The organism is Salinicola peritrichatus, assembly GCF_003206715.1.
Lineage (GTDB): Bacteria > Pseudomonadota > Gammaproteobacteria > Pseudomonadales > Halomonadaceae > Salinicola > Salinicola peritrichatus.
The window spans coordinates 34,791-51,926 of the sequence record NZ_PZJU01000007.1 but is presented as its reverse complement, the minus strand read 5'-3'; the positions used below and the strand labels follow the sequence as shown (position 1 = coordinate 51,926).

General features: G+C 63.3%; 12 protein-coding genes. 6 read left to right on the top strand and 6 right to left on the bottom strand.

Going from position 1 to position 17,136, the window contains the following annotated elements:
- Positions 1 to 15: 15 nt before the first annotated feature.
- Genes fdhF through DOM57_RS03335 form a run of 3 tightly spaced genes read right to left on the bottom strand, consistent with a single transcriptional unit; the run spans position 16 to position 4,999 of the window.
- Entirely contained in the window at positions 16 to 2,931 is a 2,916-nt protein-coding gene (fdhF, locus tag DOM57_RS03345) for a formate dehydrogenase subunit alpha (RefSeq protein WP_110647821.1), read from the bottom strand.
- Complete coding sequence (locus DOM57_RS03340; RefSeq protein ID WP_110647820.1) at positions 2,925 to 4,493, bottom strand: formate dehydrogenase beta subunit; 1,569 nt, start codon at positions 4,491 to 4,493, stop codon at positions 2,925 to 2,927. The genes fdhF and DOM57_RS03340 overlap by 7 nt, the downstream gene beginning before the upstream one ends.
- Entirely contained in the window at positions 4,493 to 4,999 is a 507-nt protein-coding gene (locus tag DOM57_RS03335) for a formate dehydrogenase subunit gamma (protein ID WP_110647819.1), read from the bottom strand. The genes DOM57_RS03340 and DOM57_RS03335 overlap by 1 nt, the downstream gene beginning before the upstream one ends.
- A 183-nt stretch (positions 5,000 to 5,182) precedes the next feature.
- Here DOM57_RS03335 and DOM57_RS03330 point away from each other — a divergent pair, with 183 nt between their 5' ends.
- Positions 5,183 to 6,250, top strand: coding sequence for a substrate-binding domain-containing protein (locus DOM57_RS03330; protein WP_338056453.1), 1,068 nt, complete (start codon positions 5,183 to 5,185; stop codon positions 6,248 to 6,250).
- A 225-nt stretch (positions 6,251 to 6,475) separates the two neighbouring features.
- Here the strand turns inward: DOM57_RS03330 and DOM57_RS03325 are convergent, their stop codons facing one another.
- Both DOM57_RS03325 and DOM57_RS03320 read right to left on the bottom strand, forming a co-directional pair.
- Complete coding sequence (locus DOM57_RS03325; protein ID WP_110647817.1) at positions 6,476 to 8,134, bottom strand: OFA family MFS transporter; 1,659 nt, start codon at positions 8,132 to 8,134, stop codon at positions 6,476 to 6,478.
- Between the two features lie 313 nt (positions 8,135 to 8,447).
- Positions 8,448 to 9,407, bottom strand: a complete 960-nt coding sequence (locus DOM57_RS03320; RefSeq protein WP_162619435.1) for an esterase-like activity of phytase family protein — start codon at positions 9,405 to 9,407, stop codon at positions 8,448 to 8,450.
- 301 nt (positions 9,408 to 9,708) lie between these two features.
- Between DOM57_RS03320 and dapB the strand changes: the two genes are divergently transcribed.
- The 4 genes from dapB to greA all read left to right on the top strand — a co-directional run bounded on the left by dapB (position 9,709) and on the right by greA (position 15,744).
- On the top strand, positions 9,709 to 10,518 hold the full coding sequence (dapB, locus tag DOM57_RS03315; RefSeq protein ID WP_110647815.1) for a 4-hydroxy-tetrahydrodipicolinate reductase: 810 nt from the start codon (positions 9,709 to 9,711) through the stop codon (positions 10,516 to 10,518).
- Positions 10,519 to 10,789: 271 nt separating this feature from the next.
- A complete protein-coding gene (gene carA, locus DOM57_RS03310) occupies positions 10,790 to 11,947 on the top strand; it encodes a glutamine-hydrolyzing carbamoyl-phosphate synthase small subunit (RefSeq protein WP_110647814.1) in 1,158 nt (385 codons plus the stop codon).
- Positions 11,948 to 12,041: 94 nt separating this feature from the next.
- Positions 12,042 to 15,275 (top strand): carbamoyl-phosphate synthase large subunit, encoded by a 3,234-nt coding sequence (carB, locus tag DOM57_RS03305; RefSeq protein WP_110647813.1) that lies wholly within the window; start codon positions 12,042 to 12,044, stop codon positions 15,273 to 15,275.
- Positions 15,268 to 15,744: a transcription elongation factor GreA gene (gene greA / locus DOM57_RS03300; protein ID WP_110647812.1), complete on the top strand. Its 477-nt coding sequence runs from the start codon at positions 15,268 to 15,270 to the stop codon at positions 15,742 to 15,744. The genes carB and greA overlap by 8 nt, the downstream gene beginning before the upstream one ends.
- A 125-nt stretch (positions 15,745 to 15,869) precedes the next feature.
- Here greA and yhbY read toward each other — a convergent pair whose 3' ends face one another.
- Positions 15,870 to 16,196: a ribosome assembly RNA-binding protein YhbY gene (yhbY, locus tag DOM57_RS03295; RefSeq protein ID WP_110647811.1), complete on the bottom strand. Its 327-nt coding sequence runs from the start codon at positions 16,194 to 16,196 to the stop codon at positions 15,870 to 15,872.
- 252 nt (positions 16,197 to 16,448) lie between these two features.
- On the opposite strand from yhbY, the gene rlmE reads away from it, so the two are divergent.
- Positions 16,449 to 17,105 carry a 23S rRNA (uridine(2552)-2'-O)-methyltransferase RlmE gene (rlmE, locus tag DOM57_RS03290; protein ID WP_110647810.1) on the top strand — a complete coding sequence of 219 codons (657 nt, stop codon included), beginning with the start codon at positions 16,449 to 16,451 and terminating at the stop codon, positions 17,103 to 17,105.
- Positions 17,106 to 17,136: the final 31 nt, after the last annotated feature.

Sequence of the window (17,136 nt, the reverse complement as noted above, 5' to 3'; positions counted from 1 at the left end):
TCGCGAGCGGCAGGCTCATTTGAGCGCTGCCGGGGTTTCATCGGTGCGCTCCAGGTAGCGCTGTTGGCGCGCATCGAAGCGCTGGAAGTGGCGTTGCCACTCGGACGGTTGCGTGACTTTCTCGACCTGTACCGCGGTGACCTTGTACTCGGGACAGTTGGTGGCCCAGTCGGAATTGTCGGTGGTGATCACGTTGGCGCCGCTGCCGGGGTGGTGGAAGGTGGTATAGACCACGCCCGGCGCCATCCGGTCGCTGACGCGACAACGCAGCACCGTTTGTCCTACTCGACTGCTGATGCCCAGCCAGTCGCCATCACGCAGGCCGCGGTCTTCGGCATCGACAGGATGGATCTCCAGCACGTCTTCGGCATGCCAGGCGCTATTGGCCGTGCGTCGGGTCTGTGCGCCGACGTTGTACTGGCTGAGAATGCGCCCGGTGGTCAGCAGCAGCGGATAGCGGCGGCTGGTGCGCTCTTCGGTGGCCACGTATTCGGTAACGGCGAAATGGCCCTTGCCGATGGGAAAGTCCTCGGCGTGCATGGTCGGCGTGCCGTCCGGATGTGCCGCGTTGCAGGGCCATTGTATGCTGCCCAGTTCATCGAGCTTGCGGTAGTTGACCCCGGTGAAGGTCGGTGTCAGTTGGGCGATCTCGTCCATGATCTCGGACGGATGGCTGTAATGCATCGGATAGCCCAAGGCATTGGCCAGATCCTGGGTGACCTCCCAGTCCTCCTTGCCGGCTACCGGCGGCATGACCTTGCGCACCCGGTTGATGCGCCGTTCCGCGTTGGTGAAGGTGCCATTCTTCTCCAGAAAGGTGGAGCCGGGCAGCAGCACGTGGGCGTACTTGGCCGTCTCGTTGAGGAAGATGTCCTGCACGATCAGGCAATCCAGGGCCTTCAGGGCCGCTTCGACGTGCTGGGTATTGGGATCCGACTGGGCGATGTCCTCGCCCTGGACGTACAGCGCCTTGAAAGTACCGGCAATGGCGGCCTCGAACATGTTGGGGATGCGTAGCCCCGGCTCGTCGTCGATCTTCACCTTCCAGATCGCTTCGAAACGCTTGCGTACCGCCGGGTCGGCCACGTGCTGATAGCCCGGCAGTTCGTGGGGGAACGAGCCCATGTCGCAGGAGCCCTGGACGTTGTTCTGTCCGCGCAGCGGGTTCACGCCCACGCCTTCCCGGCCGATGTTGCCGGTGGCCATGGCCAGGTTGGCGATGCCCATCACCATGGTCGAGCCCTGGCTGTGCTCGGTCACGCCCAGGCCATAGTAAATGGCTCCATTGCCCACGGTGGCGTAGGCGCGGGCAGCTTCGCGAACCTGCTCGGCGGGTACACCGGTTTCCGCTGCCAGGGCTTCCGGTGAGTTGCGTTCCTCCAGGATGAAGTCGCGCCACGCCTGATAGGCGCCGGGTTCGCAGCGGGACTCGATGAAGGCGCTGTCTTCCAGGCCTTCGGAGACCACTACATGGGCCAAGGAGTTGATCAGCGCCACATTGGTGCCCGGGCGCAGGGCCAGATGCATCGTCTTGCCGCCATGGGGCGTTTTCAGCAGATCGATGCGGCGCGGGTCGGCAACGATCAGGGTGGCGCCCTGGCGTAGCCGGCGTTTCATCTGGGAGGCGAACACCGGGTGGGCATCGGTGGGGTTGGCGCCGATCACCAGAATGGTGTCGGCCTTCATTACCGAGTCGAAGGTCTGGGTCCCGGCGGATTCACCCAGGGTGGTTTTCAAACCGAAGCCGGTGGGCGAATGGCAGACGCGGGCGCAGGTATCGGTGTTGTTGTTGCCGAAGGCGGTACGGATCAGTTTCTGCACCAGATAAGTCTCCTCGTTGGTGCAGCGCGAGGAGGTGATGCCGCCGATGCTTTCGCGGCCGTAGCGAGCCTGGGTCTCCTTCAAGCGCCGGGCGGCGAAGCCGATCGCTTCCTCCCAGGAGACGGGACGCCAGGGCTGGTCGATGGACTCGCGGATCATCGGTTCCTGGATGCGGTCCTTGTGGGTGGCGTAGCCGAAGGCGAAGCGGCCCTTGACGCAGGAGTGGCCGTGGTTTGCGTCGCCGCCCTTGTAGGGCACCATGCGCACCAGCTGATCGCCCTTCATCTGCGCCTCGAACGAGCAGCCCACGCCGCAGTAGGCGCAAGTGGTCACCACGCTGTGCTCGGGCACGCCCTGCTCGATGACGCTCTTCTCCATCAGCGTCGAGGTGGGGCAGGCCTGCACGCAGGCGCCGCAGGAGACGCACTCCGAATCCATGAACGGCTCGTGCTGGCCGGCGGCGACCTTGGAGTCGAAGCCGCGCCCTTCGATGGTCAGGGCGAAGGTGCCCTGGACTTCCCCGCAGGCGCGCACGCAGCGCGAGCAGACGATGCACTTGCTGGGGTCGAAGCTGAAATAGGGATTGGAGTCGTCGGTCTCGGCATCCAGATGGTTGGTGCCGTCGAAGCCGTAGCGTACCTCGCGCAGGCCTACGGCGCCGGCCATGTCCTGCAACTCGCAGTCGCCATTGGCGGGGCAGGTCAGGCAGTCCAGCGGATGATCGGAGATGTACAGCTCCATGATGTTGCGGCGCAGCTTGGCCAGCTTGCCCGTCTGGGTGGTAACGGCCATGCCTTCGGTCACCGGCGTGGTGCAGGAGGCGGGATAGCCGCGCCGGCCCTCGATCTCCACCGCGCACAGGCGGCAGGAGCCGAAGGCTTCCAGATTGTCGGAGGCGCACAGCTTGGGAATGGAGATGCCGGCCAGCGCCGCGGCGCGCATGACCGAGGTCCCTTCCGGGACGCTGATCTCGATACCGTCGATGGTCAGGGCGACGAGGGTTTCCGACAGCCGTGCCGGTGTGCCCAGATCCCGGTCGAAATACGCCGGATTGGGTTCGATGCGGTGCTGGCTGGGATCGAACTGTTTGGGATCGAAGTGGCTCAACATGGCTTGCCTCCCGCCGGTTGGGCTTGCCGGGGTGTCAGGTCGTTGGGGAAGTGCTTCATCACGCTTTGTACGGGGAACGGCGTCATGCCGCCCATGGCGCAGAGCGAGCCGTCGACCATGGTTTCGCAGAGATCAGCGAGCAGTGCGAGATTGGCTTCGGCAGCGTCACCGGCGCGAATACGGTCGATGACCTCCACGCCGCGCACCGCGCCGATCCGGCACGGCGTGCATTTGCCGCAGGATTCGACGCCGCAGAACTCCATGGCGAAGCGGGCTTGCTCGCCCATGTCGACGCTGTCGTCGAACAACACCACGCCGCCATGTCCCACGACGCCGCCGAACGCGGCGAAGCCTTCGTAGTCGATGGGGTTGTCCCACTGGCTTTCGGGCAGATAGGCGCCCAATGGCCCGCCCACTTGCACGGCTTTCAGCGGCCGGCCGCTCAGGGTGCCGCCGCCGAAATCCTCCATCAGCTCGCGCAGGGTGACGCCGAACGCCAGTTCCACCAGCCCGCCGCGCTTGACGTTGCCGGCCAGTTGCAGCGCCAGGGTCCCGCGCGACCGGCCCATGCCGTAATCGGCGTAGGCCTGTCCGCCCTGATCGAGAATGAACGGCACCGCCGCCAGCGAGAGCACGTTGTTGACCACGGTGGGGCGGCCGAACAGGCCCTCGATCGCCGGCAATGGCGGCTTGGCGCGAACCAGGCCGCGCCTGCCTTCCAGACTCTCCAGCAGGGAGGTCTCCTCGCCACAGATATAGGCGCCGGCGCCAAGACGGACTTCCAGGTCGAACGCCTTGCCGCTGCCGAGAATGTCGTTGCCCAGGTAGCCGGCCCGGTAAGCGCGTCCGAGAGCGTCGTTGAAGATTCGATGAGCGAGCGGATATTCCGAGCGCAGGTAGATATAGCCCTGGGTCGCACCCACGGCCAACCCGGCGATGGTCATGCCCTCGATCAGCATGTACGGGTCGCACTCCATCACCAGCCGGTCGGCAAAGGTGCCGGAGTCGCCCTCGTCGGCGTTGCAGACGATGGTTTTCTGGCCTTGCGGCTCGTCGTGGACCGTCTGCCATTTGATGGCGGTGGGAAAGGCGGCGCCGCCGCGGCCGCGCAGGCCCGAAGCTTTCACTTCGTCGACAATGCCCTGGCTCGTCATCCGCAGAGCCTTTTCCAGGCCGGCAAAGCCCCGATGAGCCCGATAGTCGTCTATGGAGAGCGGATCGGTGAGGCCGATGCGCGAGAAGGTCAGGCGCTGCTGATGCTTCAAGTAGGGGATTTCATCGGTCAGACCCCGGGCTAGCGGATGATCCAGCCCGCCTTCGAACAGCCCCGCGTCGACCAGATCCGCCACATCGCCCGGTTCGACCGGGCCATAGGCCATGCGACCTCCGGCCGTTGCAACCTCGACCATCGGCTCCAGCCACGACAGCCCGCGGGAGCCGTTGCGAATCAGTTTGATATCCAGCCCGCGGCCGTTCGCCGCCTGCTCGATCAGAGCCGCCACTTCGTCGGCGCCCAGGGCAAGCGCGGTGGTATCGCGGGGAACATAGACGGTGATCGTCATCACTCCACCTCCAGCACCATGGTCGTCAGTCGTTCCACCAGGCGGTCGAACTTGGCGGCGGTCATCCGGCCGTGGACCTCGTCATTCACGCGAACCGACGGGCCGCAGGCACAGTTGCCCAGGCAGTACACCGGCTCCAGCGTGAATTCGCGGTCGAGGCTGGTCTGGTGATAGTCGACGCCGAGGGCGGTTTTGACGTGCGCTTCCAACTGTCGGCTACCCACGGCCTGGCAGGCTTCCGCGCGACAGACCTGGACCACATGGCGCCCCGGCGGCTGCGTGCGGAAGTGATGGTAGAAACTGATGATGCCGTGCACTTCGGCGCGCGTGTGACGCAGCGTCTCGGCAATGATCGGAATCGCCGCTTCCGGAACATAGCCGAAGCGTTCCTGAATGGCATGGAGGGTCGGCAGCATGGCGCCCGGCATCGATTTATGGGTATCGACCACTTCCTGAATCTGTGCCGGCGTCCAGGCGCCTGCGGTCTGCGGGCTGGCGTGTGACATGGCCTGGTCATCTCATCGAGTAGTTGGGTTTCGTCTGGCGATATCTGCACGAGTCGCCAGCACTCAGCCAATCGTCTTATAGGAATCGTTATTCTTAACTGCTTTAAGTTGAGGTCCCGCTAATCGCCAAATTAGCACTCCCATGGGGCGCAAAAAATATGAACGAAAATGCTTAGGAAAAAGTTGAATATCTCCCCGGCGTGGATATTCCGCAGCGACGATGGCGAGCTGCTCAATCCGGTGCTTTTTCGGTTATTAAGCAGCTTGCGAGAGACCGGTAGACTCACCCGAGCCGCCCAGGAAGTCGGCGTTTCCTATCGCCATGCATGGAACCTGCTGAACCAGGGTGAGGCCTTTTTCGGTTTGCCATTGGTGGATATGCGCAAGGGGCACGGTACGTGGTTGTCCCCGCTGGGCGAGAAACTGTTGTGGTCGGATCAGCGTGTGAAGGCGCGACTGGGCCCGCAGCTCGACAGCATGGCCTCGGAGTTGAATACCCAGCTCCAGCAACTGCTGGCCGGCGAACATCCGGTGCTGCGGCTGTATGCCAGTCACGGCTACGCGGTGGCGCTGTTGCCGGAGTTTTCCGACTGGGTGGAACTGGATCTGCAGTACACCAATCCCGCCAATGCGCTGAGCATTCTGGCACGGGGCGAATCCGATCTGGCCAGCTTTCATTTTCCCGCCTGCCCGCGCCTGGCGGACCAGATAATGGCGCTGTACCGGGATCGCCTCGACCTGGATGATCTGCGGGTGATCCGTTTCGTGACCCGTGAGCAGGGCCTGATCATCCGCGCCGAAAGCCGGGCGGTGGTGACCGGGCTGGCGGATCTGCTGCGGCCGGAAATTCGCTTCATCAACCGCGACCGGCATTCCGGCACGCGCATTCTGTTCAACATGCTGCTGGACGAGCAGGGCGTGGCCCCGGACGACATCCGGGGCGCCGACCGGGAAGAGTTCACCCACACCGCGGTGGCCGCCTACGTAGCCGCCGGCATGGCCGATGCCGGTTTTGGCGTGGAAGCGGCGGCGCGACAGTTCGGGCTCGATTTCATTGACCTGGCCACCGAGCATTATCTGCTGATCTGTCACAAGGACAGGCTGGACCAGCGCAACATGAAGCAGTTGCTGGAATTGATGAAGGCGCCGGTCTTTCTCGAGCAGATCGACAAGCTACCCGGCTACGCGCCGGATCGTTGCGGTGAGGTATGCACCTTCGCCCAATTGCTGGCCAGCGATCGGGTGGACTGACCGGGTGGTTCGAATGCCGCCCGGTCGCGGGACTCAGAGCCTGTTAACAATCGGCTGCGCGTCGGCCAAACGTCGTTGCAAACGACTTCGGAATACTCATTTACCCCCTGTAAACTCGTACGCGAGCCCGGTCCTTTCCTTAGTCGTTTTCGCCTAGTTTGATCCTAGCTCGCTAGATCGTGAACAGGCTCTAGGAACAGGGCGGTCGTCATTCTCGGGTCTGTCTCAAAATAGTGCTGCCGCCTTGGCTAGTGCGATATACAGTCCGATCAAAAACGGAATGCCCACGCCGAGCCAGGCCAGGACGCCGCCCATGCCGAACTTGCCTCGCGCTGCGCTTTCCGCATTGCCGGAGATCGTGTCGTCATGCTGCAACGAGCGTTCATGCTGAAGCTCGGCATCGCTCATGTGATGCTCTTCCTTGACCGGACGCACCAGCAGGTTGCAGATCAGGCCGAGGGCCAGTAGTCCGGCCATGATGTACAACGTGCGGTCGTAGACCTGGCTGGGCTCGAGCCCGGCATTGAGCTGGGCCTCGCGCAGGGCGGCGATCACCAGCGGCCCGACGATTCCGGCGGCCGACCAGGCGGTCAGCAGGCGGCCATGGATGGCCCCGACCATCTGGGTGCCGAAGATGTCCGCCAAATACGCCGGCACGGTGGCGAAGCCGCCGCCATACATGCTGAGGATGATGCAGATCGAGATCACGAACATGCCGGCCATGCCTAGATGGCCCCAGGTCGGCAACAGGCAGTAGACGACGATGCCGAGGGCGAAGAAGGTATGGTAGGTATTCTTGCGCCCGATCTTGTCGGACAGCGAGGCCCAGAACAGGCGCCCCAGACTGTTGAACAGGCTGATCAGCCCCACCAGCCCGGCGGCGGCGGCCACGACGGCGGCTTTCTGCGCATCCGTCAGTCCCGCGGCCGTGTCCTGAATGCCCACCAGTGCGCCGCCGAAGACATCCTGCAGCATCGGGCTGGCCATCGAGATGACCGCGATACCGGCGGTCACGTTGAGGAACAGCACGCCCCAGATCAGCCAGAACTGCTTGGTCTTCCACGCACGGTCGAGGTGGACGTGGCGACGGGTGATCATGCCGCTGCCGTGATCTTCCTCGGGCGGCGTCCAGCCTTCCGGTTTCCAGCCGTTGGGAGGAACACGGAAACCGATGGCGCCGGAGGCCATGACCACCATATAGATCGCGCCCAGCACGATCAGGGTCATGGCGACGCCGGTGCCGCCGGAGCCGCTGAAATGGCCCATCAGCAGCACGGCCAGTGGCGCGCCGACCATGGCGCCGCCGCCATAGCCCATGATGGCGAAACCGGTTGCCATGCCACGCCGGTCGGGGAACCACTTGATCAGCGTCGAGACCGGCGTGATGTAACCCAGACCCTGGCCGATGCCGCCGAGAATGCCGCAGCCCAGATAGACCAGCCACAGCTGATGCACCATCACGCCGATGCCGCCGACGATCAAGCCGCCGCCCCAGCACAGCGCGGCGATACATCCCGCCTTGCGTGGACCGGCATGCTCCAGCCAGCCACCCCATAGCGCCGCCGAGATCCCCAGCATGGCGATGAAGGTTTCGAAGATATGAGTGACCTGCGGCACCGTCCAGTTGCAGGAGGTGGTGGTCAGTGCCTGGAGAAATCCGATATCACCGCACATGGCCGGGTCGGTGTTCGCCAGGATGTTGGTCATCGGCAGCCAGAACACCGAAAATCCGTAGGCCATGCCGATACACAGGTGAATCGCCAGGGCAGCCGTAGGAACCGTCCAGCGATTGAAGTTAGGTCCCGCTATCGTTCTCTCGCGGGAGAAGAATCCCGCAGGGTTGCCGCCATCGCTTTCCAGGACGGCCTGATCGATCCCATTCATTCCGAACCCCTCGCTGGTGTCGTGTCGTTATCGTTTCCAGTGATGCCGAATGGATATCGGCGCGTACTATGTTGACCTGGAGGTTGTTAGCTATGAATTTGCGTTCTTATTGTCGGTGTCGTTGCGCCAACGAGGAGGAAACAGGATTGCAGCGTCGCAAGGCAACTAGCGAAAATAATTATGCTTCGTCGTTCATAATTGGCGCCGGCGATCGCCGTGGACGAGATACCCGCCGCCGTGGGGTATCGGGCGTCGATGCACGGCAGGTCGTCGTCGGATTCATTCTTGGCCGGTATGACTGGCCGGTATGACTCTACTGCTTCACTTCGAAACAGCTCAGCAGGGTGCGCTGCATGAGGCTGAAGTTGTCATCGCTGACCATCAGATAGCGGTGCTCGTCGATGCGGGTCAGGCCTTCGAAGTTGTCCACTGACCAGCCGTCACTGTTGGAGAGTCGTGCCAGTTCGCTGACGCTGACGCTACCATCGTCTGCGAGGTGGGCGCGCCGCAGCCGGATCACGATCGAGGCCGGTGGGGTGTAGGCGCGCTCGAGTGCCAGCAAGTCACCGTCCAGCACTTCCAGCGCGGTGAGCGCACTGTTGGCATCGTCCGCCAGCGGATAACGCCATTCATGTTGGCCGTCGAGGGTGAACAGCCGGGTGATCTTGTCGGGCCAGCCGGCGGGCGGCGCTTCGATGCCGCCGATCAGACCGCGCCCTGGCAGCTCGGTCAACGCTTCCAGGCCGCCGTTGTGATCGACGTCCGCCAGTGCCGGTGGGCGATGCGGAGCTTCGCTGGCGATGCCGGAGGGCAGGAAGCGCTGCCAGCGGGCGTCGCCCTCGAAGCCGATCACCAGTTGCGTGTTGCCGTGCTCGCCGTCTGCGGCATTTTCAAGGGTCAGCGCTTCGGCATCGCTGCTGGCGCTTGCGAGAATCGCGCCGTCCTCGCCACGTAGCGGGTAGGTGTCCAGTGGGACATAGTCGCGCAGTTCACCGCTGCCGCTGAAGGTCAGGCGGGCGCGATGCAGCCAGCCGCGGTCGGAGATCAGGAACAGCATCGATTCGTCCGCGTCCCAGCCCAGGTCGGAGAGTCCGCCCACCGGGGTGCCGTCCTGCCATTTCGCCGGTAGCGCCAGCGTGCCGCACCAGTCGACCTCGGGCGTGCTCGACAGCAGGTCTGCCGGCGCCAGCGTGGTGCGTTGGGGCGTGGCGCTGCAGCCGGCGAGGAGCAGGCTGGCGAACAGGCCTGTCAGATAGGCGGACGAGACGGGCATTGACATGAACTCCCCGGCGGCAGGACGACGCTGTCTAGGAAACCTCTGGTTAACTATTCCGCTGGGCAATACGGCGTTAAAAATCAACTCAACATGCTCATTTACACCCCGTAAACTCCGCTGTTTCGTTGATTTTGCCTTGTCTTGCCTGCGCTCATGACGTTAATCAGATGCTCCCTAGTGTAGCGGCATCAGCGGTAGCGATGTGCAGTGGCAGCGATGTTTCCCCTGATATACTGGCCGCCGAAGATGTCACTCGCGTGGCGCTGCCACGCCAACCGGAATCGACTCAGGGGGATGCATGACGCGGATAGCCATCATGGGCGCTGCCGGGCGCATGGGCCGGATTTTGCTCGAGGCGACGCACAAGGACGAGGCCGCCGAGCTGGGGGCGGCGATCGTGCGTCCCGACAGTTCGCTGATCGGTAGCGATGCCGGCGAAATGGCCGGCCTGGGCAAGCTCGGCGTAGCACTGCGTGGCTCGCTCGACGAGGTGCGCGACGACTTCGACGTGCTGATCGACTTTTCGAACCCCGAACTGACACTCGCCAACCTGGCGTGGTGCGCCGACAACGGCAAGGCGATCGTGATCGGCACCACCGGGCTCGACGACGCCCAGCTCGAGGCGCTCGACGCTCATGCCGAGCGGGTGCCGATGGTGTTTTCGGCCAACATGAGTACCGGCATCAATCTGACGGTGAACCTGCTCAAGACGGCGGCACGCGCGCTGGGCGATGCCGGCTACGACATCGAAGTGATCGAGGCCCATCACCGCCACAAGGTCGATGCGCCTTCGGGTACCGCCCTGATGCTGGGCGAAGCGGTAGCCGAGCCGCTCGGCCGCGACCTCAAGACACATGGCGTGTTCCAGCGCGTCGGCCAGGTCGGCCCGCGCGACCCCAGGGAGATCGGCTTCGCCACGGTGCGCGGCGGCGACATCGTCGGCGAGCACACGGTGCTGTTCGCCGCCGAGGGCGAACGCATCGAAATCACCCACAAGGCCTCCAGTCGTCTGACCTTCGGCAACGGTGCCGTGCGCGCGGCGCTATGGCTGGATGGTCGTAGCGCCGGACGCTATGACATGCAGGATGTGCTCGGCCTGAAGGATTGACCGCGGAGGCGGATCGATTGGCGATCGATACTGGAGATTGGCGCCATTTTTCGGTATCATCCGTCCAATTTGGCCGGGCCGACCGTCATAGGCAAGAGAGAATAGTCGCAGGCGATGCAGCAATCAGGACAATAAGCGGGATGAAATCGGTTTTTCCGGATTTCGTCCCGCTTTTTTACGACCTGGCGGCGGGCCGCCGAATCGGCAGTAAGTTGTGGGGTTCAAGCCTTGCCCCGATGATATGTGGTGACCAGTTTAGGAGGATGTTGCCTTGAACAGACCCGCAATACTGGCTCTCGAAGACGGTAGTGTGTTTCATGGTATTGCCATCGGCGCCGATGGGCAAACCAGCGGGGAGGTGGTTTTCAATACCGCCATGACCGGTTATCAGGAAATCCTCACCGACCCTTCCTACACCCGCCAGATCGTCACGCTGACCTATCCGCACATCGGCAATACCGGCATCAATGCCGAGGACGTCGAATCGACGCGCATCTGCGCGGCCGGTCTGGTCATTCGCGATCTGCCGTTGATCGCCAGCAACTTCCGCAGCACGGTTTCGCTTTCCGAATATCTGGCGGCGCAGAACGTGATCGGTATCGCCGATATCGATACCCGCCGCCTGACCCGTATCCTGCGCAGCAAGGGTTCGCTGGACGGCGCCATCCTGGCCGGCGATGCCGCCCAGGGCGACGACGCGGTCGAGCGAGCACTGGCCGCGGCACGCGAATTTCCGGGGCTCAAGGGCATGGATCTGGCCAAGGTGGTCTCCTGTGAGTCGACCTACGAGTGGTCGCAGGGAGAGTGGGTGCTGGGCCAGGGCTATACCGACACCGCCAGCGACGAGTATTCCTATCACGTGGTCGCCTACGATTACGGGGTCAAGCACAACATTTTGCGCCTGCTCGCTTCCCGCGGCTGTCGTCTGACCGTGGTGCCGGCCGAGACCCCGGCCAGCGAGGTGCTGGCGATGAATCCGGACGGCGTGTTCCTGGCCAATGGCCCGGGCGACCCCGAGCCTTGCGACTACGCGATCGCGGCGATTCGCGAGATTCTCGAGACCGGCATTCCGGTGTTCGGTATCTGCCTCGGCCATCAGCTGCTGGCGCTGGCCGCCGGCGCCAGGACGGTGAAGATGAACCATGGCCATCACGGCGCCAACCATCCGGTGCAGGATCTCGATAGCGGGCACGTGATGATCACCAGTCAGAACCACGGCTTCGCGGTCGACGAGACCAGCCTGCCGGCCAACGTGCGCGCCATTCATCGCTCGCTGTTCGATGGCACCTTGCAAGGCATCGAGCTGACGGACCGCCCGGCATTCAGCTTCCAGGGCCATCCCGAAGCGAGCCCGGGGCCGCGCGACGTGTCGCCGCTGTTCGACCGCTTCGTGGCGATGATGCGGAGCCATCAGCGGCAGGTGGCATAAGCCATCAGCGGGACGCGGCCTGAGCCGTTTGCAATCCAGTCTTTCCGGGTCGGCGCGAGCCGCCGACACCAACTTTTTCGACGAGTGTTAGCGCATGCCAAAACGTACGGATCTCGACAGCATTCTGATCATCGGCGCCGGCCCCATCGTCATCGGGCAGGCGTGCGAATTCGACTACTCCGGGGCCCAGGCCTGCAAGGCACTGCGTGAAGAGGGTTATCGCGTCATTCTGGTCAACTCCAACCCGGCGACCATCATGACCGACCCGGTGATGGCCGATGCCACCTACATCGAGCCGATCACCTGGCAGGCGGTGGAGAAGATCATCGAGCGTGAGCGCCCGTCGGCGATCCTGCCCACCATGGGTGGCCAGACCGCGCTCAACTGTGCACTGGACCTCGACAAGCATGGCGTACTCGACAGATACGGCGTGGAGATGATCGGTGCCAACGCCGATGCCATCAACAAGGCCGAAGACCGCGACCTGTTCGACAAGGCGATGAAGAACATCGGTCTCGAGTGTCCCAAAGCCGAGGTGGCCCATACCATGGACGAGGCGTGGCAAATCCAGGCCTCGCTCGGATTCCCGGTGATCATCCGCCCCTCTTATACCATGGGCGGTTCCGGCGGCGGTGTGGCCTACAACAAGGAAGAGTTCGAGGAGATCTGCACCCGCGGCTTCGAACTCTCCAACAACCATGAGCTGCTGATCGACGAGTCCCTGCTCGGTTGGAAGGAGTACGAGATGGAGGTCGTTCGCGACAGGAACGACAACTGCATCATCGTCTGCGCGATCGAGAACTTCGACCCGATGGGCGTGCACACCGGCGACTCGATCACCGTCGCGCCGGCCCAGACGCTGACCGACAAGGAGTATCAGCTGATGCGTAATGCATCGCTGGCGGTGCTGCGCGAGATCGGCGTCGAGACCGGCGGTTCCAACGTCCAGTTCGGCGTCGATCCCGATACCGGGCGCATGGTCGTGATCGAAATGAATCCGCGGGTGTCGCGCTCTTCGGCGCTGGCCTCCAAGGCGACCGGTTTCCCGATCGCCAAGATCGCCGCCAAGCTGGCGGTGGGTTATACCCTCGACGAGTTGCAGAACGACATCACCGGTGGCGCCACCCCGGCTTCGTTCGAGCCGTCGATCGACTACGTCGTCACCAAGATCCCGCGCTTCACCTTCGAGAAATTCCCCCAGGCCAACGACCGCCTGACCACACAGATGAAGTCGGTCGGCGAGGTGATGGCGATCGGCCGCACCTTCCAGGAATCGATGCACAAGGCGCTGCGCGGCCTGGAAATCGGCGTCGACGGCCTCGACCCGAAAGTGACCGACTTCGGCGCCGACAACATGGCGCTGATCAAGGGCGAACTGCAGGCCGCCGGCGCCGACCGGATCTTCTACATCGCCGACGCCATGCGTGCCGGCATGAGCATCGACGAGATCTTCGCGCTGACCAACATCGACCGTTGGTTCCTGGTCCAGCTCGAGGATCTGGTCCGGACCGAAGCGGCGGTCGCTACCCGGGCGCTCCATGATTTCAGCGCCGATGAGCTGTACCGGCTCAAGCGCAAGGGCTTCAGTGACGCGCGCCTGGCCAGGCTGCTGGGGGTCTCCGAAGGCGAGTTCCGGCAGCGTCGCCAGCAGCTCGGCATTCGCCCGGTCTACAAGCGCGTCGACACCTGTGCCGCCGAGTTCGCTTCCAGCACCGCCTACATGTACTCCACCTACGAGGAGGAGTGCGAGGCCGACGTCAGCGAGCGCCAGAAGATCATGGTGCTGGGCGGCGGTCCCAACCGCATCGGCCAGGGCATCGAGTTCGACTACTGCTGCGTGCACGCGGCGTTGGCGATGCGCGAGGATGGTTACGAGACCATCATGGTCAACTGCAACCCGGAGACCGTCTCCACCGACTACGACACCAGCGACCGTCTCTACTTCGAGCCGGTGACGCTGGAGGACGTGCTCGAGATTGCCGACAAGGAGAAGCCGGTCGGGGTGATCGTGCAGTTCGGCGGCCAGACGCCGCTGAAGCTGGCGCGGGCGCTCGAGGCCGCCGGCGTGCCGATCATCGGCACCACGCCGGACGCCATCGACCGCGCCGAGGATCGCGAACGCTTCCAGCAGATGATCGACAAGCTGGGCCTCAAGCAGCCGCCCAACGCGACCGCGCGCAGCTTCGAGGATGCCTTCGCCAAGGCCGAGAAGATCGGCTACCCGCTGGTGGTGCGGCCGAGCTACGTGCTGGGTGGTCGCGCCATGGAGATCGTCTACAGTGCCGAGGAGCTGGAGCGCTACATGACCCACGCGGTCAAGGTCTCCAACGACTCGCCGGTGCTGCTGGATCACTTCCTCAATGCGGCGATCGAGATCGACATCGACGCCGTCTCCGACGGTGAACAGGTAGTGATCGGCGGCATCATGCAGCACATTGAGCAGGCCGGGGTGCACTCCGGTGATTCCGCCTGTTCGCTGCCGCCGTACTCGCTGCCCCCAGAAGTGCAGGACGAGATGCGCGAGCAGGTCAAGCGCATGGCGGTCGAACTCAACGTGGTCGGCCTGATGAACGTGCAGCTCGCCTGGCAGGATGGCGAGATCTACATCATCGAGGTCAACCCGCGCGCCTCGCGTACGGTGCCGTTCGTCTCCAAGTGCATCGGCACCTCGCTGGCACAGGTGGCGGCGCGCTGCATGGCCGGCAAGACGCTGGCGGAGCAGAACTTCACCCGCGAGATCATCCCAGGCTACTACAGCGTCAAGGAAGCCGTCTTCCCGTTCAACAAGTTCCCCGGCGTCGATCCGATCCTGTCGCCGGAAATGAAGTCGACCGGTGAAGTGATGGGCAGCGGCGCGACCTTTGCCGAGGCGTTCTACAAGGCGCAGCTGGGCGCCGGCGAGGCGATCCCGACGCTCTCCGGCGAGCGCAAGGCGTTCCTCTCGGTGCGCGACCCCGACAAACGGGGTGTTATCGAGGTGGCCCAATCTCTGCTAGCCTTAGGTTTCAGTTTAGTGGCAACACGCGGCACGGCCAGGGCTCTGGAAGAGGCCGGTCTGTCGGTTGTCGTCGTCAACAAGGTTTATGAAGGCCGTCCGCATATCGTCGATCTGCTCAAGAACGACGAGATCGCCTATATCGTGAATACCACGGAAGGCCGGCAGGCGATCAACGACTCCTCCGTCATCCGGCGTACCGCGCTGGCGCGCAAGGTGCCCTATGCCACGACACTGGCAGGTGCCAAGGCCGTCTGTATGGCGCTGGAGTACGGTAACGAGATCACCGTGCGGCGGCTACAAGAACAGCATGCAGGAGCAGTCCATGAATAAGGTCCCGATGACCGTCAACGGGGAACAGCGTTTGCGTGAGGAGCTGGACCAGCTCAAGAGCGTCGAGCGGCCCAAGGTGATCAGCGCGATCGCCGAGGCGCGCGAGCACGGCGACCTCAAGGAGAACGCCGAGTATCACGCCGCGCGCGAGCAGCAGGGCTTCATCGAGGGGCGGATCCAGGAGATCGAAAGCAAGCTGTCGACTGCCCAGATCATCGATGTGACCAAGATGCCGAAGACCGGCAAGGTCATCTTCGGCGTCACCGTCGAGCTGCTCAATCTCGAAACCGACGATGAGGTGCGTTATCAGATCGTCGGCGAGGACGAAGCCGACATCAAGGCGGGCAAGATTTCGGTGACTTCGCCGATCGCCCGGGCCCTGATCGGCAAGCAGGAAGGGGACGTGGTCAACGTGCGCACGCCGGGTGGCGACGTGGAGTATGAGATATCGGGTGTCGAGCACCTCTGACCTTCGGTCAGCTGTAAGCCATAAGCTTTAAGCTGTAAGAAAATCACCCCCAGGGTTCTGCCCTGGGGGTGAATTGGTTTTGACTTACCGCTTATGGCTTACAGCTTACAGCTCTGAGCGGCCGCTCAGTGCCGGCCGTGATGATCCTCGGCGCGCTGAATGTTGGAGAGTTTCGGGTTGGCCTTGGGGTTGTGGCGATAGAGTAGTGCCACCTTGCCCAGGGTCTGGACCAGTTCGGCACCGCTGAGCTGGATCAGCTCCTCGATCATGGCGCGCCGGTCGTCGCGCTCGGGGAGCGCCAGCTTGACCTTGATCAGCTCATGATCGCGCAGGGCGCGTTCAAGCTCCTGCAATGCGCCTTCGCTCAGGCCGTTCTCGCTGACGGTGACGATCGGCTGCAGATGATGGCCGATGCTGCGGAAGGCTTTCTTTTGTGCCGATGACAAGCTCATGGTAACCTGACCGTTGGATTTCGCGGATAATAATACAGCGGTGCTGCAATCGGTCTCACCACCGCACTGTCGAAACGCGCTATGGTACGGGTTTCGACAGCGACAGGAAAGGCAGAGCGTGCTCCACGCGAGTGAAGCAGCCTGAGGCCGGCAGGGACCAACCTTCCTGATTCCTTTCAATTTGCGTTAACGGTCTTCCACGACCCATCTTCTTCGACACTACCTCGTTTACTACTCTGTCAGGTGATTCTTGTGGCGCGCTCCTCTTTCGACAAGCCCGGTTCCGCGACGCGGCAGAGCAAAAGCAGCGCTGGCTGGCTGAAGGAGCATTTCGACGACCGTTACGTACAGCAGTCGTGGAAGGATGGTTACCGTTCGCGAGCGAGTTACAAGCTGCTCGAACTCGACGAACGCGATAAGTTGCTGCGTCCGGGCATGGCGGTGATCGATCTGGGCGCTGCGCCGGGCGGCTGGAGCCAGATCGCGGCCGAGAAAGTGGGCAGCGACGGCTTGGTGATTGCTTCCGACATCCTGGAGATGGATGCGCTGGCCGGGGTCAGCTTCATCCAGGGCGACTTCACTGAAGAGAGCGTGCTCGAGGCGATCCTGGCCGAACTCGGCGAGCGGCCGGTCGATCTGGTGATGTCCGACATGGCGTCCAACATGAGTGGCATGGCGGCGATCGACCAGCCACAGGCGATGTACCTGGTCGAGCTGGCGCTCGACCTGGCCCGCCAGACACTCTCGCCCGATGGCAATTTCCTGGCCAAGGTGTTTCAGGGCGAAGGATTCGACGACTACCTGCGCGATCTGCGCGGCAGCTTTCGCAAGGTGGTCACGCGCAAGCCGGAGGCGTCCCGGGCTCGTTCCCGCGAGGTCTACCTGCTGGCCCAGGGATTTCACGGCTAGGCTTGCAAGCATGGTCCCATGCCCCCATCTG

Coding starts and splice junctions, on each gene's coding strand:
- DOM57_RS03320 (WP_162619435.1), bottom strand. CDS start 9,407: ATGCCCGTCTCGTCCGCCTATCTGACAGGCCTGTTCGCCAGCCTGCTC.
- DOM57_RS03325 (WP_110647817.1), bottom strand. CDS start 8,134: ATGAATGGGATCGATCAGGCCGTCCTGGAAAGCGATGGCGGCAACCCT.
- carB (WP_110647813.1), top strand. CDS start 12,042: ATGCCAAAACGTACGGATCTCGACAGCATTCTGATCATCGGCGCCGGC.
- fdhF (WP_110647821.1), bottom strand. CDS start 2,931: ATGTTGAGCCACTTCGATCCCAAACAGTTCGATCCCAGCCAGCACCGC.
- DOM57_RS03340 (WP_110647820.1), bottom strand. CDS start 4,493: ATGACGATCACCGTCTATGTTCCCCGCGATACCACCGCGCTTGCCCTG.
- dapB (WP_110647815.1), top strand. CDS start 9,709: ATGACGCGGATAGCCATCATGGGCGCTGCCGGGCGCATGGGCCGGATT.
- yhbY (WP_110647811.1), bottom strand. CDS start 16,196: ATGAGCTTGTCATCGGCACAAAAGAAAGCCTTCCGCAGCATCGGCCAT.
- greA (WP_110647812.1), top strand. CDS start 15,268: ATGAATAAGGTCCCGATGACCGTCAACGGGGAACAGCGTTTGCGTGAG.
- DOM57_RS03335 (WP_110647819.1), bottom strand. CDS start 4,999: ATGTCACACGCCAGCCCGCAGACCGCAGGCGCCTGGACGCCGGCACAG.